This is a genomic window from Endozoicomonas elysicola, from assembly GCF_000710775.1.
In the GTDB taxonomy this organism is placed as follows: domain Bacteria; phylum Pseudomonadota; class Gammaproteobacteria; order Pseudomonadales; family Endozoicomonadaceae; genus Endozoicomonas; species Endozoicomonas elysicola.
Genome location: NZ_JOJP01000001.1, coordinates 2,702,041 through 2,725,669 on the forward strand (window position 1 = coordinate 2,702,041; position 23,629 = coordinate 2,725,669).

General features: G+C 40.6%; 24 protein-coding genes. 17 read left to right on the forward strand and 7 right to left on the reverse strand.

What is annotated here, in order from left to right; genetic code table 11:
* Positions 1 to 9: 9 nt before the first annotated feature.
* The 3 genes from GV64_RS11600 (at position 10) to GV64_RS23800 (ending at position 3,197) form a co-directional block, all read left to right on the forward strand.
* Entirely contained in the window at positions 10 to 321 is a 312-nt protein-coding gene (locus tag GV64_RS11600) for a DUF2523 family protein (RefSeq protein ID WP_020582999.1), read from the forward strand.
* A gap of 30 nt (positions 322 to 351) precedes the next feature.
* Positions 352 to 1,773: a zonular occludens toxin domain-containing protein gene (locus GV64_RS11605; RefSeq protein WP_236632945.1), complete on the forward strand. Its 1,422-nt coding sequence runs from the start codon at positions 352 to 354 to the stop codon at positions 1,771 to 1,773.
* Positions 1,774 to 1,889: 116 nt separating this feature from the next.
* Complete coding sequence (locus tag GV64_RS23800; protein ID WP_051700871.1) at positions 1,890 to 3,197, forward strand: hypothetical protein; 1,308 nt, start codon at positions 1,890 to 1,892, stop codon at positions 3,195 to 3,197.
* Positions 3,198 to 3,232: 35 nt separating this feature from the next.
* On the opposite strand, the gene GV64_RS11620 is transcribed toward GV64_RS23800, so the two are convergent.
* A complete protein-coding gene (locus GV64_RS11620; RefSeq protein ID WP_020583002.1) occupies positions 3,233 to 3,460 on the reverse strand; it encodes a hypothetical protein in 228 nt (75 codons plus the stop codon).
* A 358-nt stretch (positions 3,461 to 3,818) separates the two neighbouring features.
* Positions 3,819 to 4,046 carry a hypothetical protein gene (locus GV64_RS11630; protein ID WP_020583002.1) on the reverse strand — a complete coding sequence of 76 codons (228 nt, stop codon included), beginning with the start codon at positions 4,044 to 4,046 and terminating at the stop codon, positions 3,819 to 3,821.
* Between the two features lie 752 nt (positions 4,047 to 4,798).
* Here GV64_RS11630 and GV64_RS11635 point away from each other — a divergent pair.
* The 6 genes from GV64_RS11635 to GV64_RS11660 all read left to right on the forward strand — a co-directional run bounded on the left by GV64_RS11635 (position 4,799) and on the right by GV64_RS11660 (position 10,994).
* Positions 4,799 to 6,142 (forward strand): hypothetical protein, encoded by a 1,344-nt coding sequence (locus tag GV64_RS11635; protein WP_020583004.1) that lies wholly within the window; start codon positions 4,799 to 4,801, stop codon positions 6,140 to 6,142.
* A gap of 135 nt (positions 6,143 to 6,277) precedes the next feature.
* The gene (locus tag GV64_RS11640; RefSeq protein ID WP_020583005.1) at positions 6,278 to 7,096 is read left to right on the forward strand and encodes a hypothetical protein; all 819 of its coding nucleotides are present in this window, start codon (positions 6,278 to 6,280) and stop codon (positions 7,094 to 7,096) included.
* Positions 7,097 to 7,334: 238 nt separating this feature from the next.
* Positions 7,335 to 8,204 carry a hypothetical protein gene (locus GV64_RS11645; RefSeq protein ID WP_020583006.1) on the forward strand — a complete coding sequence of 290 codons (870 nt, stop codon included), beginning with the start codon at positions 7,335 to 7,337 and terminating at the stop codon, positions 8,202 to 8,204.
* On the forward strand, positions 8,201 to 8,437 hold the full coding sequence (locus tag GV64_RS11650; RefSeq protein WP_020583007.1) for a hypothetical protein: 237 nt from the start codon (positions 8,201 to 8,203) through the stop codon (positions 8,435 to 8,437). Before GV64_RS11645 ends, GV64_RS11650 begins: the two co-directional genes overlap by 4 nt.
* On the forward strand, positions 8,430 to 10,199 hold the full coding sequence (locus GV64_RS11655; protein ID WP_020583008.1) for a DUF2326 domain-containing protein: 1,770 nt from the start codon (positions 8,430 to 8,432) through the stop codon (positions 10,197 to 10,199). Before GV64_RS11650 ends, GV64_RS11655 begins: the two co-directional genes overlap by 8 nt.
* Positions 10,200 to 10,739: 540 nt before the next feature.
* Positions 10,740 to 10,994: a hypothetical protein gene (locus GV64_RS11660; protein WP_020583010.1), complete on the forward strand. Its 255-nt coding sequence runs from the start codon at positions 10,740 to 10,742 to the stop codon at positions 10,992 to 10,994.
* A gap of 16 nt (positions 10,995 to 11,010) precedes the next feature.
* Here the strand turns inward: GV64_RS11660 and GV64_RS11665 are convergent, their stop codons facing one another.
* The gene (locus GV64_RS11665; protein ID WP_020583011.1) at positions 11,011 to 12,078 is read right to left on the reverse strand and encodes a phage integrase; all 1,068 of its coding nucleotides are present in this window, start codon (positions 12,076 to 12,078) and stop codon (positions 11,011 to 11,013) included.
* A gap of 222 nt (positions 12,079 to 12,300) precedes the next feature.
* Here GV64_RS11665 and GV64_RS11670 point away from each other — a divergent pair, with 222 nt between their 5' ends.
* Positions 12,301 to 12,504, forward strand: a complete 204-nt coding sequence (locus GV64_RS11670) for an excisionase family DNA-binding protein (protein ID WP_020583012.1) — start codon at positions 12,301 to 12,303, stop codon at positions 12,502 to 12,504.
* Positions 12,505 to 12,988: 484 nt separating this feature from the next.
* Here GV64_RS11670 and GV64_RS11675 read toward each other — a convergent pair whose 3' ends face one another.
* Complete coding sequence (locus GV64_RS11675; RefSeq protein WP_152554032.1) at positions 12,989 to 13,270, reverse strand: hypothetical protein; 282 nt, start codon at positions 13,268 to 13,270, stop codon at positions 12,989 to 12,991.
* 96 nt (positions 13,271 to 13,366) lie between these two features.
* On the opposite strand from GV64_RS11675, the gene GV64_RS11680 reads away from it, so the two are divergent.
* The 3 genes from GV64_RS11680 to GV64_RS11690 all read left to right on the forward strand — a co-directional run bounded on the left by GV64_RS11680 (position 13,367) and on the right by GV64_RS11690 (position 15,279).
* Positions 13,367 to 14,299 (forward strand): hypothetical protein, encoded by a 933-nt coding sequence (locus GV64_RS11680; RefSeq protein ID WP_020583014.1) that lies wholly within the window; start codon positions 13,367 to 13,369, stop codon positions 14,297 to 14,299.
* A gap of 62 nt (positions 14,300 to 14,361) precedes the next feature.
* A complete protein-coding gene (locus GV64_RS25895; RefSeq protein ID WP_236632946.1) occupies positions 14,362 to 14,667 on the forward strand; it encodes a hypothetical protein in 306 nt (101 codons plus the stop codon).
* A gap of 105 nt (positions 14,668 to 14,772) precedes the next feature.
* Positions 14,773 to 15,279 carry a hypothetical protein gene (locus tag GV64_RS11690; RefSeq protein ID WP_020583016.1) on the forward strand — a complete coding sequence of 169 codons (507 nt, stop codon included), beginning with the start codon at positions 14,773 to 14,775 and terminating at the stop codon, positions 15,277 to 15,279.
* A 43-nt stretch (positions 15,280 to 15,322) separates the two neighbouring features.
* Here GV64_RS11690 and GV64_RS11695 read toward each other — a convergent pair whose 3' ends face one another.
* Complete coding sequence (locus GV64_RS11695) at positions 15,323 to 15,550, reverse strand: hypothetical protein (protein ID WP_081622152.1); 228 nt, start codon at positions 15,548 to 15,550, stop codon at positions 15,323 to 15,325.
* A 217-nt stretch (positions 15,551 to 15,767) separates the two neighbouring features.
* Between GV64_RS11695 and GV64_RS11700 the strand changes: the two genes are divergently transcribed.
* Positions 15,768 to 17,525 (forward strand): NACHT domain-containing protein, encoded by a 1,758-nt coding sequence (locus GV64_RS11700; protein WP_020583018.1) that lies wholly within the window; start codon positions 15,768 to 15,770, stop codon positions 17,523 to 17,525.
* Positions 17,526 to 17,760: 235 nt separating this feature from the next.
* Here the strand turns inward: GV64_RS11700 and GV64_RS11705 are convergent, their stop codons facing one another.
* Positions 17,761 to 18,774 (reverse strand): phage integrase, encoded by a 1,014-nt coding sequence (locus GV64_RS11705; protein ID WP_020583019.1) that lies wholly within the window; start codon positions 18,772 to 18,774, stop codon positions 17,761 to 17,763.
* Between the two features lie 169 nt (positions 18,775 to 18,943).
* Between GV64_RS11705 and GV64_RS11710 the strand changes: the two genes are divergently transcribed.
* Together GV64_RS11710 and GV64_RS11715 are read left to right on the forward strand one after the other, a co-directional pair.
* Complete coding sequence (locus GV64_RS11710; protein ID WP_020583020.1) at positions 18,944 to 19,123, forward strand: excisionase family DNA-binding protein; 180 nt, start codon at positions 18,944 to 18,946, stop codon at positions 19,121 to 19,123.
* Positions 19,124 to 19,721: 598 nt separating this feature from the next.
* Positions 19,722 to 21,029, forward strand: a complete 1,308-nt coding sequence (locus GV64_RS11715; protein ID WP_020583021.1) for a hypothetical protein — start codon at positions 19,722 to 19,724, stop codon at positions 21,027 to 21,029.
* Between the two features lie 34 nt (positions 21,030 to 21,063).
* Here GV64_RS11715 and GV64_RS11720 read toward each other — a convergent pair whose 3' ends face one another.
* Positions 21,064 to 21,291, reverse strand: a complete 228-nt coding sequence (locus GV64_RS11720) for a hypothetical protein (protein ID WP_020583022.1) — start codon at positions 21,289 to 21,291, stop codon at positions 21,064 to 21,066.
* Between the two features lie 806 nt (positions 21,292 to 22,097).
* Here GV64_RS11720 and GV64_RS11725 point away from each other — a divergent pair.
* Complete coding sequence (locus GV64_RS11725) at positions 22,098 to 22,601, forward strand: hypothetical protein (RefSeq protein ID WP_152554033.1); 504 nt, start codon at positions 22,098 to 22,100, stop codon at positions 22,599 to 22,601.
* Positions 22,602 to 23,629 lie beyond the last annotated feature (1,028 nt).

Below are 23,629 nucleotides of genomic sequence, written 5' to 3' on the forward strand. Positions count from 1 at the left end.
GAGCAGATTATGGGCTACATACTGACTTTCATTGTTTCCACCATTGTTCCCATCGCATGGCTATTACTGCGAGGGCTTGGGGTAGGCGTGGTCACCTATTTTGGCTTGGATATCATGGTGGATTATCTGGGCGAGCAGATACAGGCCAACTTTGATGGTATGCCAGTGGCCATGTTCCAAATGCTTTCTCTGCTTGGCATCCCCAAAGCGGTCAATATCGCACTGTCGTTTATCACCGTGATCATGGTGATCAAGGGTGTCTCCTATTTCAATGGACGGCCAAAACAAAGCGTTTCCTTCTGGAAAGGCTTTGGTGGCTAGTCCTGAACCACGGGTTGTTAACGCTGTCTATTGAGCCGCTGGAAACGGTGTTCTTTTCCTGAAAAGAACTCGGTTTTCTGCGGAACCCAAAATCAGCAGTCATTAACAATCCGCAAGGATGACCACAGGAGAAAAGGGACAAGTGCGATGCTTCACTTCATTACCGGCAGACCAGGTGCCAGCAAAAGCCTGAACTGTTTCAAAACCGTCTGCACCGATAAGAAATACGCTGGCAGACCCAAGTTCTACAACAACATCAAACTGAACCTGCTGAACTATCAGCAGTGCCAGACCTTTCAGGCGTTTTTCTACGACATCTATCTACCGTCGCTGACCAAGAATCAGAAGTCAGTCATCGCTCCGATGATCCAGCCCATTCATGAACAAAAGCGGTTTGTAACGCTGGAAGATGCGCCATTTCTGGAACAGGCATTTCAGCAGCATGATCCACTGAGGCAATGGCTGAAGTGGGTCAAAGTCTGCTATCCAGCTTCACAGGTACAGAAGGTCTCTGAGATCGAGAAGAATGCACCTGAAGGGGTGGAACTCACTTTCAAGGACTTCGAGCATCTGAACCTGCACTGGACACATTTCCCCGATCCCCACCAATGGTTTGATCTGCAAGGCTACTCGGTGCTGGTCATTGATGAGGCACAGGAGTTCTTTCCGGTACGCTCCGGCAAAGACAAAGTTCCTTTGTATGCGTCACGCTTTGAGAAGCATCGCCATGACAGTTTCGATGTAATCCTGATTACCCAGCATCCGAACTTTCTCGATGTGCACCTGAGAAGGCTGTGCGGACACCATACCCACTACTTCAATTTCTGGGGTTCCTCCAAAGTCACCCGATTCACCTGGGACAAGTGCGTTGATCCTGATGATCACTTTGCCAAGAAAGAAGGGCGCAAGTCCGTCACTGGCAAACCCAAGAAATACTTCGGGGTCTACTTCTCGGCGTTTGAGCACACCCACAAGCTGAGCTTGCCGCCGGTGATCTGGCTGATCCCGATGCTGCTCGGTGCTGTCGGCTTTGCACTCTATCTCGGTTACACCACGCTTACCCCTGATCAACAAGGCGAAGCCGCACCAGCACCGGAACCCTCCGGTTCTCTATTGCCGGTTGCTGACACCGAACCTCAAAGCCGTGAGCAGTATCTGGAAGAGCGCAAGCCGAGGATCGTCGGCATCACACATACGGCTCCGGTCTACGATCACCTCACCAAACCCCGTTCTTTCCCGAAACCCCAGAACTGTGTGCTCTGGCGGGAAGGCACCGAACAGGAGGTCTGCATCTGTTACTCCCAGCGGGTGACTCGCATGGATGTGCCGGACTACCTGTGCAAAGCCATTGTCCACAATGGCTACTTTGACGAAACACTCTCGGATAAACGACACGACCGGAACAGTCGCCGCAGCAACCGACGGGAGATCGAGCCCTATGACGAACTCTGAGCCATGCACTGTGCGAGGCTGACACGCGCAGCGCAGCCCGCACAGGCGGACGTTCCTGTAGCACGTCATTAAAAAAGGGTAGTGAAAAACGAAAAGTTATAAAAAGGATTTTTGATATGAAACATTTGGATCGTTATGAACCATCAGAGGATGGTAAGACCACAAATCAACAGGATAAGGGACTTCTGTTCGTTCACCCCAAATTTGGGAAAGTGCAGGATCTCTATCTTGAGAACTTCCAGATAGTAGGAACCTATGTGGATACCTTACGACAACTGTTCAAAGGAGCCATGAATCTGGATTTCCTGACGGATATCGAGGACTCACTGAGTTTTGGGGAGAAAACCTTTCGATTTGTTGGCCATGACTGGATACTGGGCAAGAGTGGTAAGGCATCGGGTTATCAGTACCGGCTCCAGAATAATCAACTGGGGGTGATCATCTTCTGCAAAATGTTCCACTCAAGGGCAGAATCCATTGGTTCCCATCTGAAAATAGAATGCTCTCCGTGGTTCCTGGATAACCGATCCCCGAAAAAGGTGGATCAATTCCTGGCGAACATTGCCAAGAAAATACTCAGATGTGCTGAACCCCATTATCCCGCTATTCATCTGGCGGTAGATGTACAGGGATGGAAACCGGATAACGACCTGTCAGAGAGAATGACTTGTAAATCCAGACGGGTCTCCAATTACTTTGGGATTGATAAAGCGGAATTCACCGTATCGGATGTCTCCTGTGTCTATGATCGTGCCCAGTCCTTCAAGTTTGGCTCTGCGGGTGCAGTACAGCTGGCGATCTACAACAAGACCATACAGGCGAGGGATATTGATAAGTTCGACTACATGGAACACAAATGGCAGGAGAGCACCAAACTGGATGACGGCTCCAGTGGCTATGATCCTGAGTCTGATGTCTTCCGGTTTGAGGTACGATTCCACCACTCAGTGATCCAGCAATTTGCCCTGGGAACCTGCAATAAAGAAACCGGTGAAATCGGCGTCAAAATGAACACCTACACTGAGGTCATCAAACATATACAGGCACTCTGGCAATACGGTCTGAGATCCTTCAAGCTCAAATACAACAGCAACTACCTTGACCCCATTTGGACAATCCTGCTGGAAGATATCGTATTCAAATACCCTGAATCCGCCTATAAAGACAACCTCCATTACAAACGGTATTACAAGAAAGCCACGTCCTTCTCAGGCAAGAACTACCAGCTCTATATTGGTAATCTCCTGTCGGCCTGTGCAAGAAAAGGGCTGAAATTCAAAAGGGTGCTCAGGGAGCTACAGGGGAGCGTAATCTGGGACGATATTGCTCAGCACTACGAGAAAAAGAATACGACCGAAAATCAGCTGATTGAAAGACTGCGGGAGTCTTACCAAGAAAGAATACTGCTGGGGTACAGCATATAAAGACAAAAAACAGAAAGGGGATAAACCCCCATCTGTTATTTCTTGGTAGAGCGAGTCGGTTGCTCCAATGAGGACTGATTTTTCAGGAAGCTGTGAAGGATTTCCAGAATGGTTACCAGTTCTTCAACTTCGGAATTATAACTCTCGCGGATCACCTTGGTGGTGTATTGGCTCAGTTCTGCGATTTCATGACGCTTGGTTTCAAGCTGGTTTTTGGTCAGATGTATCAGGGTGCAGAGCATTGAGTTAGTGAGTGTTTTCATGATGTCTTACCTCGTTTGCTGAATGTAATTTGTCCAGGAACGACANTGAATCCGCCTATAAAGACAACCTCCATTACAAACGGTATTACAAGAAAGCCACGTCCTTCTCAGGCAAGAACTACCAGCTCTATATTGGTAATCTCCTGTCGGCCTGTGCAAGAAAAGGGCTGAAATTCAAAAGGGTGCTCAGGGAGCTACAGGGGAGCGTAATCTGGGACGATATTGCTCAGCACTACGAGAAAAAGAATACGACCGAAAATCAGCTGATTGAAAGACTGCGGGAGTCTTACCAAGAAAGAATACTGCTGGGGTACAGCATATAAAGACAAAAAACAGAAAGGGGATAAACCCCCATCTGTTATTTCTTGGTAGAGCGAGTCGGTTGCTCCAATGAGGACTGATTTTTCAGGAAGCTGTGAAGGATTTCCAGAATGGTTACCAGTTCTTCAACTTCGGAATTATAACTCTCGCGGATCACCTTGGTGGTGTATTGGCTCAGTTCTGCGATTTCATGACGCTTGGTTTCAAGCTGGTTTTTGGTCAGATGTATCAGGGTGCAGAGCATTGAGTTAGTGAGTGTTTTCATGATGTCTTACCTCGTTTGCTGAATGTAATTTGTCCAGGAACGACAGGTAAGGACGTGTCCAAAAAATGTTTTGTCCGTAGAGGCAACAGATTTATTGGACTAAGTCTGGTGTTGTTCAAAATTACCGGTATTCAGCAGGAGGTAGGCATTCAGAATAAACCTGACGTATAGACTCAAACTCCTGAACATAGTCCGGACTGAGGTTGAGCCAGTAAATGGAAACGCGGTGCAAAGCCTGTATTGCCAAGTGATGAGCTATAAGTAGAAGACGATGGAAGAATAGTGAAGGTTATCTTTAATTCTAACGCTTTAACTGATACTTTAGTCCGGTTTTCATAGGTAACGGTTAACACCATCGAAAAATATTTCATCACAAAAATTGTTGTTGAGCTATTTCATACCCTGCTCCCTGATGTCAGTAAAAGGCAGAAGAACAAGTGATGGACGGTAGTGTGCCTGATGGTCACCACTCTCAATCAGCTGTATGAGCATACAGTTATAATAAGAAATCGGTGATTTTGGTGAATTTCCAGAGTATATAGTGCACCCACAATTCTCGATTAATACTAATTCTCGCCTTGTCAGAACATGGCAAGTAAGGCTCAATTAAGTATTGTATAAAAAATCGATAAATTTTAATCAGTTGAAAGTTGCAAAGAGAACTCATTCGTGCGGATGTTCAAAGTAAAAAGCGGAATTCGCACTAAAAAGCGTTATGCACATAGAGTGTTTAATCAGGATTTTGGCATTAAATGAGTTATTTGAAAAGAAAAACGGGAAGAAATAGTCAAATCGATTCACTTCCAAATTACACTGCCGCTGGTTCTTATTGTTTTTTTAGCCAGTGTATCGAATTAAACGATTTAGAAAAAAAAGACTTATTGGCATTTACAGATACTAGTAAATCTATAGATGAGAACCATCAAGCAATTCTTAAATTTGGTCCTTTGCTAAATCATGAAGTTAAACACTGGTATGACGCTCATTCAACGCTATGGGGGCTGAGGTTTCTAAGCGATATTTACCATTGCAGAAATGATCTTTATGAAGCGGAGAAAAGTGGCATATCGACAGAGTTGCCACATTTTTACCGGCAGTTAGAACTGTTTGATAAAGTGCAATATATTAAATTCCCTAAATATTATTCAACTGCGAACCCAAAAGCTAATACATCAGCACCTTGGAAGTATAATTATTCAGCAGGAATAATGTTTAATAAATATGGAAAACCAACTGATAGAAACATATTTTTTACAAGGTTTGCAAATAACAACGGGGAGTTGATTGCTAGGGTTCCTTTTAGTCTTTGTTCGCTCTTGGAATCTTCGGCTGTTGCTCAAGAGCTTAACGCTAAAGTAAGGGTCATAGGTCTTATCGAAGATCCCGTTTATAGAAAAATAGAAAGTAACAAACTATTAAAAGAAATGATGGCAGACTTGTATAACGAGAATCTAGTTGAGTATTCAGTGGTAGCACATAAAATATCAAATTCGTTTACTATTTCTGATGCATTAGAAGCTTATAATATTGCAGCTAAGCTAACTCGATTAATACTAAACCTACCTGATGACATAATAATGTCATTAAAACCTAAAGATATGTTAAACGCTAATTTTGAACATTTTATTGCACCGTATGAAAATGCATTGAAATATGTTGACCATGGAGCCATATTTTCACTTCTTGTGGACTCTCTACATAGTGAATATCAATTAAAAGGGGTTCAGGTAACTAGTGATAATTTAGAGCAGTTATTAGCTGAATCTTTTAAAAAGCATCTTAATTTAACGCTATTGGAAGTGTTTGAAAGGTCAAAGGAAGAATTGAAAAAAATATGCTCTCCAGTTGGTTTCGATTTAGATAAAGAGCATATTGATTCATTGTTTGAAGTAGGAATTAAACTACATAATGACTTTGGTCTCATTGGTAGTCATTATATTAACCTTGATGAAAGTTTAGTTCCTGACTTTGTTCTTGGTGATGGGAGTTTTGTAAGTCAGCAGGGAGAAAGTCAAGAAGATTTTGAAAATAGATATTTTCAATTAACTGGTTATTTTGATTATCTATCAGATTTTTCAAAGGCGTGCATTGTTTAAAATAGTGCATAACAATGCCTTGAAGCGGAACAAAAACAGTTGGCTTTGTTTTGTACCTCAACAAGTATAGCCAACTGTTTTTGTTCCGCTTAAGGCGGCGTTAGCAATCAGGAAAAGTTAAAATAGAGGCATACATTGAAAAGTATTTTCTTAGAGACTGTCAAAGAGAATTACTACTATGAACTTGAAACTAGAAACTCAATATTTGGTAGGTTGCAGCTAAATCTTGCTGTTTATACAGTTTTTTTTGCAGTTATTGCCTATATGGTAAGGGTTGTAGACTATAAATCAGATACTGCCTTGATTTTACTTTTTTACTTTTTCACTTTGTTTTGCTTATACCTGGTCTCAATTTCGTCATTCTTTTCGTACAAGACACTAACAAGAATGGAGTACAAGCTTATTCCTTCAGCAGACAGACTAAATGAAAAATATAAATCATTTGCTGAGTACGAAAAGGAAATGGTTCAATACAATAAAGACCATAATCAGAATTTTCCTGTGCCATGTCGTGAAGATAAAATGAGTGAGTACTTATTAAACTCCTATTCCATTTGCGCCACACACAACTCAGATATTAATGAAAAAAGAAGACAGTGGAATCAAAAGGCACTGGTATTTCTAGTTCTATCTAGCATTCCTTTAGCAATTGCAGCTTCCATATTTGCAATTTGTGATTTAGATGCATCCTCTCCTAGAAAGGAATTCGCTATACAGAATGTATCTCAGAACAGCAAACTAAATGAAATCAATAAAACCTTGCTTGAAATAGGCAAGAAAATCGAACCGTCACAGTACATCGAGGAGTCAATTATGTGTGACGAAGAAAATGTTAAAGTACCACCACCACCACCTGTAAGCCCATCAACTAAGGGGGAAAGTGTGTATTCAACCGAGGATATAGATTCTCAAGATGTTGTAATTCCAAATGAAGATGGGGGAAATGATAGCTAACAATCTGTTTAAGAGTGATTCGAAACGCATGGCATTTTTACTATGCGTTGCATTTAGTGTTTAAGGTAGTGTGGGGGAGCTTTGGTATTGCGTTGTTCACACCTTAACAGGGCGTTAGCCTTTCGAGTTGCCCACGAATACTGGACACTTCATTGGATCTAACAATAGGTGTCTACTTTTCGTGGGTAACACTACTCTCAATTGTCAAGGGCAAACATCAACATTTATAATTAAATTTATGGATAATATTGCAAGATCAGTTTTAAGGGACAAAATTAAAAGTCTCAAAGCAACGTATTTTCAAGATGGCCTAGATAAAATATTCTTAGTGATCTATGAAGATAGATTCACAAGGATAAAGCAAAAGCATGATCAAGGCTCAGACGGAATAATTGATAACAATACGATAATTGCAGCCTATGCTCCAGAGAATTATTCACTTAGTGATTTTAAGAAAAAAGTTGGAAGTGATTACAAATCTTATGAAGAAAATTGGATCAAAACACATCCTTGCTGGATGGTAGTTACAAACTTAGAACTTTTGTCTTCAATGCAAAAGTATGTAGATGGCTTAAAATCAAACTCCAAAACTTTATGCATAGAAGGAATAGTAGAGCTAATAAGAAAGCAAACATGGTCAAAAATAAATTTAATTTTTCAATCCTTAGATATACCTGCGCATTATTTATCAAATGATGTGGTTGGCACTGTAATTGAAGACCTAATTAATGTAAGCGATAACGAAACTAAAATAGCGCCTTACCAGAAACCAATATATATTGAGGAAAAGGCTGAAATTAATCTAAGTGATGAAGAGTATGATGCATTTATTGATGAGTATGAAGAATTTTTACAGTTGTTTTCATTGATGAAAAATATAATACAAAACCAAGAACCAAAATCCATACAGGCATTGAGAACAAAGATTAGAAATACTTTTAATTCGACTAAAGGAGAGTTCTCGTCTCGTTTAAACACGACATGTGAGATACTAGCAAGCCAAAAGTATAATGACGACTACTATATGTATCATATGAGAGCTGTTCTTTTTTACTTCTTTGAGCAGTGCTTATTTGGAAAAAGAACAAGTGAGGAAAAAAGGGTATGATCAATGCCCATATTGAAATGAATCTTAATGACCACATGGTGGTTATTGCAACGTATATCCTTGAAATACTGAAGTCAAAGCAAGGTGAAAGTGTGACTGAAACTCTTATGAGAGAGTTTTTATCAAAAAATGATTCATATACTCCTGACCAATTCTTTGATTCTTTAACTCTATTATATTCTTTAGGCTTTATAGATATGCAAGAATATAAGGTTGTAGCCAACTATGTTTAAATTAAAATCGTTAAATTCTGAAACAAATCTGTTTAAAGAAGTAGAGTTTAGAGATGGCTTAAATATTATTCTTGGTGAGTATACACATCAAGATAAGGATATTAATGGAATAGGTAAAACAACAGTAGTCAAATTGATTGACTATTGTTTATTAGCTGATGGACCGAAAGCTGCTTTTTTTAGTGAGAAGTACAGTTTTTTAAAGAATCACACAGTAACACTCGAATTTAAACTAAATGAAGTAAGCTATAGAATAAAAAGAGACTTTAAAAATAAAAAAATAGCCTATTTTTCAGAATCAGTAAAGCCTTACGTTGAGTATGATGAAGCTGACCTGAAACTTATATTATTTCGAATATGTACTTTAAATGATATGTATTCAGGTGTTTTTGATCTTTCATGGTTTAGAACAATCATGAGTTTTTTCATACAAGATGATCACTCATTTCTTGCAAGAGATGCAAAAGATGTAATTAAGTTTATTTCTGTCGGCAAGAGGAAGTCAGAATTATTATTTCTAAATATGTATTTACTAGGTATTAATAATTCAAACATATGGAAGTTTGATCAGTCTAAAGTTGAATTAAAGCAGTTTCAATCAGACCAGACTAGAGTAAGAAAACAAATAACAGAGAGCTCAAATAAATCTGTTGGAGCATTCAGAGCTGAAGTTGATGATATAGAAAGAAAAATATCAAGTTTTGAAGAAAGTCTAGATCGATTTGAATTTGGTTCCAGTTACTCTGTTGCTGAAGAGGAAATCAGTGTTCTGAGTAAGGAAATAACAGAGCTAAACAAAGATTATATCACAATCTCAAAAAAACTTAATGACATTAAGGCGAGCTTAAAAATATCACTTGATGTTGATGTAGATAGAATAACCAATCTCTATGGTGAGTTAAGCCTTCAGTTTTCGGATTTTATAAAAAAAGAATTTGATGAAGTTATACAATTTAGAGAAGATCTTGTAGCAAATCGAAGTCTATTTCTCAGTAAAAGAGAAAGTGATTATACAAGAAAGCTAAGTAGTATAAAGGAGAAAATAATTTCGTTGGAGTCAAGACGAGGCCTGCTTTACAAAAGGTTGGACGAACAAAATGCTTTCGACTCTATAAAGTCAGCATACAAAACGCTTCTAGAAGAAAAATCTTCACTTGATTCGAAAAATGGATATTTAATTCAGCTTGATAATATTGAGTTAAATATTGCCGAAAAAAGAAATGAAACCACTGGAATTGTAGCTGACATTGTAAAAGAGAAAAATCAAATTACTCAGCAGCTTGAATCTGCTAAGAAAATTTTTCTTGATATTGTAGATAATTCAGTAGACACCATAGATACTGATGTAAAGCCTCATTTAAGTTTTGATGCACGATCACATGCAAGCAGTCCTATCAATGTATCTATTGAAGTTCCCAGAAGTAGTTCTCTAGGAAAAGGAAGATTTAAAATACTTGCGTACGACCTAGCATTATTTCTCAATTCTTGCCTCGCTCAGAGATCACTGCCTAAGTTCCTGATTCATGATGGTGTTTTTCATGGCATATCACATAAAACAAGAATTAATTTGTTGAATTATCTAGATGAAAAATTAATTTCAATGGGAAATGTTCAATATATAATAACCCTCAATGAAGACGAAATAACCTTTCCAGATGAAGAGATAGAGAAAGCGAAACTTAACTTTAATCTTGAAGACCGAGCGATAATAAGGCTTGAGGACTCTCCAAGTAGCATGCTTTTCGGAACAGAATTTGGGTAAGAGAGCTAACAAATATTTCCAGTACGTTCCGGGGCTTCGCCCCTCCATCCTGATCTTCCCCCGTTTTAGTGGACACCTAAATCCAACTTGAACGGGGGCATCTGTCTACATAGGCGAATCAATGATTATTGAAGTGTCCAAAAAGTGTCCACCAAACTGACCAATAACCACTTTTAATAACCCAAATGGACACTTTTTACTATTACGGATTGCTTTAACCTATTGATATTTAACGAGTCCTTGCTTTGTTGCAAGGATTCGAATCCCTCCCTCACCGCCATTATCCCTTCTGTAAGTTCCTGATTTCCTTTTCTAAAATAGCTCATTTTTACGACCATTGTCTTTTTCTGTCAACGAAGTGTCGACGGCGAAAAAATACCCTTGTTTTCTCGGCTTAAAAGCATGCTTCTGCCTTAATTCTCTGATATCTCGAAATACCAGAAACTCATTTCTATCATCTCTGGTTAAGCCTGATAGAGTGCGTCTCACTGTAATATTCAGTACCTGAAAGCCGATAGTAATATCGCTGGATTTCATGAAATGGATATTACAATGACACCCAAATGTGAGTATTACCCGATCTGCCCATTTTTTACGGACAGTCTGGTTTCAGGTATGCCGTCCACTGCGAAGCTGCTTAAAGAGAAATATTGCTGTGATGGCTACAGTAAGTGTGCTCGATATCAAGTAATGGTTGAAGCTGGTGAACAATATATTGAAGACAGCCTCTTTCCAAACCATGAAGAAAAAGCTCAGGCTATCATCGCTAGAGTTAAGAGCGAAAAGGGGAGCTGAGGCTCTGGTTTCATAATCAACTGAACAGTTCCTCTGTTTCTTCCAAAACCTTTTCAGTGTCATCATCCATGCCGGATAACGGATTCAAATTGATCGCCTCCTGAAAATGGTTCGGATCAAATTTGGCGTATCTCATGGTCATGGAAATATCGGCGTGTCCCAGTATTCGTTGCAGCACAATGATATTGCCGCCATTCATCATAAAGTGACTGGCAAAGGTATGGCGTAATACATGGCTGCTCTGGCCTCTCGGAAGCCGGATATTGGAGCGTTTCAAGGCTCGGTCAAAACTGCACAGGGAAGAGGTGAATCCACCGTAACGGTCGAAATGGGCTTCCACTTCACGGTAAAGTTTCCTGTTGATGGGGATGCTGCGAACCTTCTTGCCCTTGGTTTGCGAATAGACCATACAGCCGTTTTGCAGGTGGGTCATAGTGCGGCTTTCAACCTCTCCCCAGCGAGCACCCGTAGCAAGGCAGAGCTTGGTAATCAGCAGTACATGGGGGTTGTTACAGCTTGCCTTAATTTCCGTTAGCAGGGTGTTGATTTGCCGTTTGGTGAGGTAAGCCAGCTCCCGTTCCTGAAGCTTGATCTTCTTGGCCTTCTCCAGTGGGTTCTGATAGTTGATCTCATCAATCTCGATCAGGTAGTTATACACCGCTCTCAGGTAGCCCAAATGGTTGTTCAGGGTCTTGTCGGATACAGTCCGTTGGTTGTCGGCCTTGCCCATCTTGTTGCTGCGCTTGATCGCTTTGTATTCATTGAAGCGGGAAACCGTCATTCGTCGAGCCTGAATATCACCAATCACCTGAACCATGCTGTCCAGAACATTCCTGGTACGCTCACCGTCTGCCAGTTCCTGACCTCTGCCCTGATACCAGATATCGATGATCTCGGATAACAGGCGTTTATCCTCCTTCTCGATAAACTCCTTATTCTTGAGTTGCGTCTGTCCCTTGATGAAGTTGACGAACTGGTTGCATTCGGCCTTGGTGTCGTAAGTACGCCGATACCGTTTTGCACCTCGCTTCAATTGCAGGTCAACTTTCCACTTTCCGGTTTTATGATCTTTTCGAATGCTCACTATTCAATGCCCTGAATTGTTATTTTGATTCTAAGCCGTGATTTTTTATATTCAGAAAATAAAAAACTGACCGCTTAATACGCGGCTGATTATTTTTTCTGAATTAAATGGGTAAAAAATCACTGAGAATATTGTCAGCGTTGAATCCAACGTTATATGATTTTGAATCAACAGGAAAGTTGCTTTCCTGTTCCATTCACCAATTGATAAAGGGATTTAACAATGACTGATAATACCTGTTTGTTTTTTACTATTACCTTGTTTGCTGATTCTGTTGGCGTAACAAAGCGGACGGTCGAGGGCTGGATTGATCGAGGATTTATTCCCGCCGTTAAAATCGGTAAACGTCGTCTGGTCAATGCTCACGCCATCAGGAAACAGCTGGATGAGGCCAGTGACGGAGACGTCGCATTAGCGGGATGCTAAACATGCTGACCACCTATGAAGTATAGTAGAAAAGCCTTGAAAATCAGGGCTTTTTTACAATTTTTCCCTGCTTTTTAAACCGCTTTTTACCAGCATTCTGTCGCTCATTCGGTGGTCGATTAAGTTTGACAGTGAAATCAGCGATTAGAATTAATGCCCCAAAAATTCCATTTTTTGGGCAAGCGCAGCGGTTAATTCAGCTGATAAGGTTCGCTGTCAAATTTAATCGACTTTTTAAAAAATAAAACCCCCGTTTTTACGCATTATTACTCATTGCTGGGGATTTGAAATTTATTGGTTGTATTTTATTGATTTTGTTTTCTGAACCTGTAAGCATAAATCCACGAAAGGGATAACGAGTAAATCGAATCAATGAAATAACATTCATTAATAGTGCAATTCATTTGTTGTTTTTTCATCAGCCGCCAGCGGTTGATTAATTCTCTTATTGTTTTTAAAAGACAGAGCCACCATTTTTTATTCATCAACAGGCTCCCCTGATTTTCGTAAAGGCAAACGCCAGGAAGCGAGCTGCCTTTACACCGAGCGGCTGAAGCGGTGCTTTTTCTTTCGGTATGAAAAAGTACCGGTTCAGTCGAACCGACACGCTTGCCGATCCTCTGCGCAACTCGATGGCACTGCCCATGGTGTTGCGCAGAGCGATCGCAGCGTGCAAACCATCAGGAGGCACGATCTCAATGCGGACACCCAACTCACCAACCACACCCACGGACTCGCCGTCTGACTCCCACGCCCTGACTTGCACGCGCAGCGCAAGCGGGCGGGGGGAACGTCCTTGTAGCACGTTATATAAATACAATATATGGGATCAATAAAGTTATAAGAAAAGGAATTCTTAGTTATGAATCATCTAAATCGTTATAAGGTCGCCGAAAATGGCTTCACCACCGTCCCCTCGGAAACCGGGTTGATCTTCTGCCATCCCAAGAAAGGGAAAGTGCTCGATCTCACTGATAGTGGGTTTCAGGTGGTGGGCATGTGTGTGGATACCCTCCGGCAAATCTTCAAAGGCCGCATGGATCTGGATTTCCTGACGGACATACAACACAGCATCGAACTTAATGAGAAACAGATGACCTTTCTCGGTTATGAGTGGTTGGTGGCGAAAAGTTCCAAGTCCTCCGGTTATCAATACCGGCTCCAGAACAATGATCTTGGGTTGATCCTTCTTTTCAAAATGTTCCATGCCAAAGCAGAGTCAGAAAGCTCTCATCTGAAGATCGAGTGTTCCCCCTGGTATCTGGATAACCATTCACCTGAAGCGATTGATACGTTCCTGAGAACCATTGCTGAGAGAATTCTGAGAGTACCGGTATCTCACTATCCAGCCATCCATTTGGCCGTTGATCTACAGGGTTGGGAACCGGAACACGATCTGGCGGATAAGGTGGCTTGTCGCTCTCGTCGAGTGGCTCAGTACAATGGGTTTGAGAACATCGAATTTAACTTCTCCTACATTTCCTGTGTGTATGATCGTTGTCAGTCTTTCAAGTTCGGGCCAGCGACTTCGGTACAAATGGCGATTTACGACAAAACCATCCAGTCCAAGGACGCCGATAAGCTGGATTACATACAAAACAAGTGGAAGAAGTATGCCGGTAAGCAGGGAAGGGTTTATGACGCTGACAGGGACGTGTTTCGGGTTGAACTGCGATACCACCACTCGGTCGTCGAACAGTTCGCTCTGGGCTCCTATGACAGCAATGGAGTGATCGGGTTAAACATGAAATCCTATGCTGAGGTGTGCAACCATCTCCACGGCCTTTGGCAGTAGGGTTGAAGTCTTTCAAGCTGAAACACAATACCAATTACTTCCATCCTATTTGGAGTATCCTGATGAATGATCTGGTCTTCGCTCCTGAAGGCATCAATGCTCCAGATCAGCAACTCAACTACCAACGCCATTACAAGAAACCGGATACCTTCTCTGGCAAGAACTATCAGCTTTATCTGGGGAACTACCTGTCAGCCTGTGCCAGAAAGAGATTACCCTTTGAACAGGTACTGGAAGAGCTGCAAAACAACATCATCTGGAATGACATTGCTCTCCACTATGAGAGCATCAATACGACAGAGCATGAACTGATTGAGCGGCTTAGGGCGGGCTACCAGGAAAGAATCCTTATGGGATATGCAATATAAAAGTTAGTTCTTTGTTAAGTACTTATAGGTGCTATATTTATGGCTCGATGGTACTATTTAGCTCTTTTTTTACAGTAGTTGAAGTACAAAAAGGATAAGAAGCTCATGGGGAAAGCTTTAAAGGTTAGCTCGCTTTTTTTGGTGTTTTTTTTAAGTGGATGTGCAACCGATTCATATAGTTCAGCGAGTGCAGAGCCTAATTTTGACTCAAGTGTGAAAAGTAAATTGTACGGTAGCTGGAATTGTGAGGCGGCTTTTAACGATTCTGGTGCTAAGATGACCTCAGAATTTACTGAGACATATGTTAGAAATGGCACATTAAATAGTATTGGAAGTATGAATATTCAATTTTCGCCAGAGCTTCCTGAAATATTCTATACAATTACTAGTCATGGGACATGGTCATTGGATGATGGCTATTTGATTACTAATTACGCTAAAACAAAAATCAAGAATATTACCCATCCAGAGTTCGATGAAATTATCAATATTAATGACTTGTTTCCCGAAAGTGTTAGTGAGTCTTCGAAAATTGTTTCTCTTTCGAATACAACCTTATCACTGCAAAGTGAAAGTAGTGGTGAGTACATAACATGTAACCGCGAGATATAGTGTCATGAATAAGGTGGGGGGGGAGTTCCCCACCTCTTTTCTGTCACTTCTTGGCAGATTGGTTTGTTTTCTGAACCGAACTCTGGTGTATGAGAGTGTCACTAAGAATCTCAAGGATCGCCACCAGTTCCTCAACCTCTGAGTTATAGCTCTCAAGGATCACCTTGGTCGTGTACTGACTCAGGTCAGCAATCTCATGACGCTTGGCTTCAAGCTGGTTCTTGGAAAGATGAATCAGAGTGCAAAGCATGGAATTTGTAAGTGTTTTCATGATATCTACCTCTTTTTTGAATGTAATTTGATCAGGAATGATTGGAGCTCTGGTCAAAAAAATATTTTGTCCTTTAGTGGCAACAAATTTTTTTGGATAAGAGCGATATTATTCAGAATTACATCTATTCAAAAAGCTGAGGGGATTGTAAACTTTTAAATCAGTGATTTTGCTTCAGTGAAACCCAAATATACGTCAATGTAATGGAAGGGAAAAAATGGATGATGTAATGCTTGAGGGTGGAAAAAGTACCTCAAAATCTATCGCGTCTGACGTTTATATAGGGGTAAAGTCTTGGTATAAAAAACTCGACCCAACAGGAGATAAGCTGGAAGGTTATAGAGAAGGTATTAATCATGCGTTAAATAAAGTTCAAATAATGGGGATGGATAGCCATAAACAGATATCTGACATCTATATTGCATTAAGGGTTCACTCCAATATGCGAAAGCTATCCTCGGATAAACCAGCAGATAAATACATATACGATAAAGATAACCCTGAATCATCGCTTTTGCTGGATAATGAAAATGCATTTGATATTGATGGTTCATTGAGATCGTTAGGCTACGGACATATACCCGAATCTCTCAAGAGATTGGGTAAGAGTAGTGAGGCTAAATCAGTTGAAGATTTAAGTATAAATGATGGTCTGACCAATCACGTTTATCATGGAAAAGAGGCATTTTCATTTGTAGATGGAGAAGAAAAAGTTTTGGTTCTGGGCCAGCCTGGTTGTGGAAAAACTACTTTTTTAAAATCTTTGGCACTTGCTTATTCTCATGTATTCAAACCTGATGTTGAGCTCGGATTTTTAATACCAATCTTTGTAAGATTGAGAGATTTCTATATTGATGGGGTTGGTAGTTCTGATCTATTTTTAAAATTTATTCTTGAGGCTGTGTCTGAGCTATCCTCGGTCAGCTTTATTGATAATTGGATGCAACAGAAAATTGAGAAAGGTCAGTGCGTATTTTTGATTGATGGGGTTGATGAGCTTTCAGATGAACAGTCAAAAAATGTTTTAAACTGTTTTAGGAAGTTTGTTAATAAGTATCATAAAAATAAGTTTGTAGTAACTTGTAGAACCTCTGCCTATGAGCATGGTCTAGAGGGGTTTAAAATCTGTGAAGTGGATGATTTTAATGACAAGGATCTAGGTGCTTTTATCTCTCAATGGTTTGGTGATCAGGTTAAAACAAGAAAAACTTTGGCTAATGATCTTAAAACATCTTTGATTGCTAGGGACTTATGTAAAACTCCTTTGCTAGCAACAATGATATGTTTGATGTATCAATACAATAAGAGAATCCCTAATAATAGGTTCGAATTGTATGAAAGCTGCTTGGATGCATTGATGTATCGTTGGGACTCTTTTAGGAGTATTGATAGGAGTCGAAAAATAACCTCTATCTCCGATAATGCAAAGAAGGCTATTTTGGCAAAAGTTGCACGGACAACATTTGATGATGATAAGCTTTATGTGAGAAAAAACTATCTGCTCAGTTTGTTATCGAAAGAGATAGACCGACTCAGTCTCAAAATTTCATCTAGTGAGCTTCTATATGATTATGAAAGTAATATGGGAATACTTGTAGAAACAGATGTTAATCTATACACATTTTCACATCTGACTTTTCATGAGTATTTTACAGCTCTTCATTATTTAGAGTTGAGGAATGAGAATCAAATAATTGATAAGGCCCTTGGTGGGCATAAATATAAAGAAGTTTTGCTCTTGATAATGGAAAAAACTCTTGATGCTGACCGACTTGGGTTGATTCTCATTGGTAGAATTAAAAGTGAAGTTATTTCTACAGGTCTGTCAAATAGCTATGTTGAAGGACTTATTCAAGATGTTTTGAGATCCAGTGTATTGTTCGATAAGAGAGTAAGGGCTGCATTACATGAGGTTTACTCCGAGCTTATGTCTCTGCCTGATCCATTTGACGTATATGATGATGATTTTTTATAGGCTTTTTGATGGTTTATCCAGAGTAGATATTTGATGTTTATTCTGGTGGATATGGTGTCGACCAAGTGTCGACACTATAGCGGTATTAAGGGGGGGGATGGGTATTTTTCAAAAATATAACTAGTTGATATTGCTGTAACTTATTGAAATTTAAGGTGTTTAAAAACCTCTGACTCGGGTTCGAATCCCTCCCTCACCGCCATATATTCTTCCTAACTCCTTGTTTTTCCTCTTCTTAATTCTCCAAGACTTCTATTTTTTTCTTAAGTGTCCAAGATGTGTCCATTTTGCTTAATGGGTTTAGTCTAACGGCGTCGTTTAAGTGTTCTTTGCTGAATTTTGCGTATTTCATGGTCATCTTGATGTCAGCATGACCGAGGATGCTTTGCAGTACCCGAATGTTTCCGCCATTCATCATAAAGTGGCTGGCAAAGGTATGGCGTAGAACGTGGCTGGCTTGTCCTCTAACGGTTCTGACACCGGAGCGGAGCAAAGCCCTTCTGAACGATTCCTGGCAGTTGGTGAACTCACCTTTCTCCCTGATGTGTTGTTTCACCTCCAGGAACAACGATTCATCCAAGGGGATAATCCGGTTCTTCTTGGACTTGGTGTAGGTCAGGTAAACCTGATTGTTCTTAAAGTGGTGATCCTTTCGGCTCTCGATCTCTCCCCAGCGAGCACCAGTAGAGAGGCAGATCTTGGTGATCATCATTACATGGCGGCTTTTGCAGTTCTTCCTGATGTCTTCAAATAGCAGCTGGATCTCTTCATTACTCAGGAAGACAAGCTCCTTCTCGTGGATACGAATCTTGTCTACGGGCTGAAAGGGGTTAGGGTAGCCAATGATGGCGTTCCTGCTCAGGAAGTTATAGACCGCATTTATATAGCCCAGCATGTTGTTGAGCGTTTTGTCTCCGATACCTGCCTCTCGCTTCTTCTGCTTATATCTGTGCCAGTCCCTTGCTGTGACCTCTTTGGCGATAGGGTTGCCCATTGCCTCACAAAAGCGGATCAGGTTCTTCAGCGTCCGTTCATTGTCGGCCAGCTCAACACCTCTGGCTTCATACCAGATATCGATAAGCTCTCTGAGCGTTCGGTTATCCTTTTCTGGTGCTTCCTTATCTTTATCCGCAATGCACTTATCCCGAAACTGGATACACTCCAGCTTTGTCTTTGCGGTATGACGATAGCGCTTGCTGCCAATCCTGAAATCAATTTTCCATTGGTTGTTTATTTTTTTGATAGCCATAGCATTCCAGACCGTTTTTTTTTGGCCGAAAAAAATTCACCTGAATATGCAGTTTGGTGCAGTTCGGTGTGGTTCAGCGGAACTTTAACTTTTCAGGTTGGTTTTCTTGGATTAATTTCTATTTTTCTGGTCTCATAATTACATAACAATAAAAAAGGAATCAACTGACATGGAAAGTGAAGAAAGACTACTGCAAACGATTGAAGAATTTTCAAAATCAGTTGGTGTTTCAATTGATACTGTCAGAGTGTGGGTAAGAGATAATAAAATACCTTCATTTAAAATTGGTAAACGCCGCTTGATTAATATCAGGAAGCTAAAAGATAAGATGGATTCAGATGATAACTGATAGTTATTGTTAGTGTAATTATAGTCTAACCTGCTGATATTGCAGGGATAAGGTGGCTCTATTTTATGTTTTTTCGATCAGCATAAGTCATAGCTTTATTGATTTTTTGTCTTTGCTTTGGATGTCGCTGTGCTTTATTTTTTTTTGAGGCGACCTGTCGCCTCAAAAAATTAAAAGGCACAGCAGCAAGACTCCAAAGCAAAGATAAAAAATTTGTTTTAGTCATTATTGGTTGTTTTAAGTGGTTATTGGAAAGTTAAAAAACAGCTATTGATATTTATCATTGATATGGCTATTAAGGATTTAAGCGGCCTGCTTTTTTAGGAATGCTGTGAACAATAACTTTCAAGTATTGATAGTAGTTTTGTATTTTCTTTGAAACGTTGTTTCTTCCTTGTTGTTTTCTCTTTCAGGTGTGCCCCCAGGAATCTTGGCAGTCATTACTGTGGTGCATGTTGTCTTGAAATTGGTGTCGGCTCTCTCACTGATACTGTGCGAGGCTGACACGCGCAGCGCAGCCCGCACAGGCGGACGTTCCTGTAGCACGTCATTAAAAAAGGGTAGTGAAAAACGAAAAGTTATAAAAAGGATTTTTGATATGAAACATTTGGAACGTTATGAACCATCAGAGGATGGTAAGACCACAAATCAACAGGATAAGGGACTTCTGTTCGTTCATCCCAAATTCGGGAAAGTAAAGGATCTCTATCTTGAGAACTTCCAGATAGTCGGAACCTATGTGGATACCTTACGACAACTGTTCAAGGGAGCGATGAATCTGGATTTCCTGACGGATATCGAGGACTCACTGAGTTTTGGGGAGAAAACCTTTCGGTTTGTCGGCCATGACTGGATACTGGGCAAGAGTGGTAAGGCATCGGGTTATCAATACCGGCTCCAGAACAATCAACTGGGAGTCATTATCTTCTGCAAAATGTTCCACTCAAGGGCAGAATCCATTGGTTCCCATCTGAAAATAGAATGTTCTCCGTGGTTCCTGGATAACCGATCCCCGAAAAAGGTGGATCAGTTCCTGGCGAACATTGCCAAGATGATACTGAGATGTGCTGAACCCCATTATCCCGCTATTCATCTGGCGGTAGACGTACAGGGATGGAAACCGGATAACGACCTGTCAGAGAGAATGACTTGTAAATCCAGACGGGTTTCCAATTACTTTGGGATTGATAAGGCTGAGTTTACGGTATCGGATGTGTCCTGTGTCTATGATCGTGCCCAGTCCTTCAAGTTTGGCTCTGCGGGTGCAGTCCAGCTGGCGATCTACAACAAGACCATACAGGCGAGGGATTTTGATAAGTTCGACTATATGGAACACAAATGGCAGGAGAGTACCCAACTTGATGACGGTTCCAGTGGCTATGATCCTGAGTCTGATGTATTCCGGTTTGAGGTACGATTCCACCACTCAGTGATCCAGCAATTTGCCTTGGGAACCTGCAATAAAGAAACGGGTGAAATCGGCGTCAAAATGAACACCTACACTGAGGTCATCAAACATATCCAGGCACTCTGGCAATACGGTCTGAGATCATTCAAGCTCAAATACAACAGCAACTACCTCGATCCTATCTGGACAATCCTGCTGGAAGATATCGTATTCAAATACCCTGAGTCCGCCTACAAGGACAACCTGCATTACAAGCGGTATTACAAGAAAGCCACGTCTTTCTCAGGCAAGAACTACCAGCTCTATATTGGTAATCTCCTGTCGGCCTGTGCAAGAAAAGGGCTGAAATTCAAAAGGGTGCTCAGGGAGCTACAGGGGAGCGTAATCTGGGATGATATTGCTCAGCACTACGAGAAAAAGAATACGACCGAAAATCAGCTGATTGAACGACTGCGAGAGTCTTACCAAGAAAGAATACTGATGGGTTACAGCATCTGAATAAGGGATCAGAAAGGGGATAAACCCCAATCTGTTATTTCTTGGTAGAACGAGTCGGTTGCTCCGGTGAGGACTGATTTTTCAGGAAGCCGTGAAGGAGTTCCAGAATGGTCACCAGTTCTTCAACTTCGGAGTTATAACTCTCGCGGATCACTTTGGTTGTGTACTGGCTCAGTTCTGCGATTTCATGTCGCTTGGTTTCAAGCTGGTTTTTGGTCAGATGGATCAGGGTGCAGAGCATGGAGTTAGTGAGTGTTTTCATGGTGTTTACCTCGTTTGCTGAATGTAATTTGTCCAGGAACGACAGATAAGGACGTGTCCAAAAAATGTTTTGTCCGTAGAGGCAACAGATTTATTGGACTAAGTCTGGTGTTGTTCAAAATTACCGGTATTCAGTAGGAGGTAGGCATTCAGAATGAACCTGACGTATAGACTCAAACCCCTGAATATAGTCCTAATTGAGGTTGAGCCAGTACATGGAAGCGCCGCGCAGAGCCTTTATTGCCAGGAGATGGGCTATAAGTATAAGACGATGGAATAATAGTTAAGGTTGTCTTTAATTCTAATGCTTTAGCTGATACCTTAGTGCAGTTTTAATAAGCGACGGTTCACACCATCGAAAAATATTTCATCACAAAAGTTGTTGTTGAGCTATTTCATACCCTGCTCCCTGATGTCAGTAAAAGGCAGAAGAACAAGTGATGGACGGTAGTGTGTCTGATAGTCACCACTCTCAACCTGCTGTATGAGTATACAGTTATAATCAGAAATCGCTGATTTTGGTGAATTTCCAGAGTATATAGCGCACCCAAAATTCTCGATAAATAGCGATGATTAATTTAACTGTCTGTTTTTAAATAAAAAAATCACTCCCTAGATCTTTATCGCGAACTATGATTCTCGATTAATACTAATTCTCGCTTTGCCAGAAAATGGCTAGTACGGCTCAATTATGTATCGTAATAAAAAATTATGATTTTCAATTAGTTGAAAGTTGTAAAGTGAAATCATGCGTGTAAATGTCCAAAGTGAAAAGCGGAATTCGCACTAATAAGCGTTAACTTTCCTATGAAATCAAACATCGTTATTTTATTCTTGTCTTCTATGATTTCAGGCTGTACTTCACTGATTATGGGAAGTTATTGTGCTGATGCAGAAATTGAGAGGGAGCCAGTTTCGATTCCAGGAACTCACGTAATATCAATAATTACGGAAAGAAAGGAGTATGACTTCACATTCAAATGTGAGAAATATTACGATGCTCAATGCTCTACAAGAGGGAATTATTGGGACGTCAGATATAATAGCTTTTCCTCTAAACATGATACTCAAGAGATTGAATACGAGTTACCTGATCAAGCTCATGCTAAAGTTCTCCTTCCTAGTTGTAATGATCTATTAGATAAAAAATCATTCGATGTTAGTATGTTAAAGGTTTGGGTTTCTGGAATACCATATTTCTATCGTAGCTCTGATAAAGATCTTCATGTTTACATAAGCCATAAATTCGGAGATATCGAAGCAAGAGATATAGTTCTAGATCTAAAAATAAGCTACGAATTTAAAGAGTAAAAAGTTAACAAGGCGCAGCAACCGACCTTCGGCAACTGTCACCTTTTGTGCATTCGCACAAAAAGCGCCAGTTACCTCGGCGGCTGTGCGCGGCGTTATGCGTACTTTATGTCCAATTCTATTATCAAAAACAAAATTAAGAATTTAATTAATGAATTTAAGTTCGGATAATTAAGCGTTTAGTGAACAGTAATGCTATATAACCCACAAACTTTACGAGAAGTAATTCGGTGGTCGAAGCGCGACCAAATAATTGTATTAATAGCTGTGATTCTGCTTCCAGGAGGTGTATTTGAGTTATTGGTTGCAGCCATAATTATGTGCTTCTTTTTATTTTTAAGAAGAAAGCATATTAGAGCTTTTAGGATAATAGCACCAACAATCTTCCAAAGGTGGGCCTACCTGCTTTTAGCTGAGATCATCATAAGTTTTGCTTTTTGCTTGCTTTTGAAATGGGTGCCTGAGAATAAGGAGGAAATTCTGATCGCGTATATAGTATTAATTTTATGTACGACCATTTTCAATTACTTTCTTCTGGGCAGGCTGCCAGATATTAAAATCAGGGCGCAATATATCGGCCCTGATCTACCCGAAAGTCAGGTCATAAGAGACGGTCGGAGTAAAATGGGATTACCTCCTCTTGATAAATACGCTCCAAATAGCAAGAAAAAGAACGGTAAAAAGAAGATAACTCGGAGAAAATAAATACTTGCCTCGTTCCTACGCTCCAGCGTGGGATTACATGTGAAGCCATCCAAGCACCAAAGAAAAATAGAAGTCCAACATGTACTCCCCGGAAGTTAATGCCCTGCTCGACCACGAAGAACTTCTTCACTGTGCCTCAAACTATAGAAATTACCTGTTTGAAAGATAAAGTTATTATAATCGAGCCCACGCATAACAAAAAATTTCAGGGGAAGATCACAGCGCCTGCGGCGCTGCCCCTGAATTTGGCGTTATACGCCCAATCAGCGTACGCTCGTTGACACAACTTTGAGATAAACAAATGGAAATTGAAGTTCCAACAG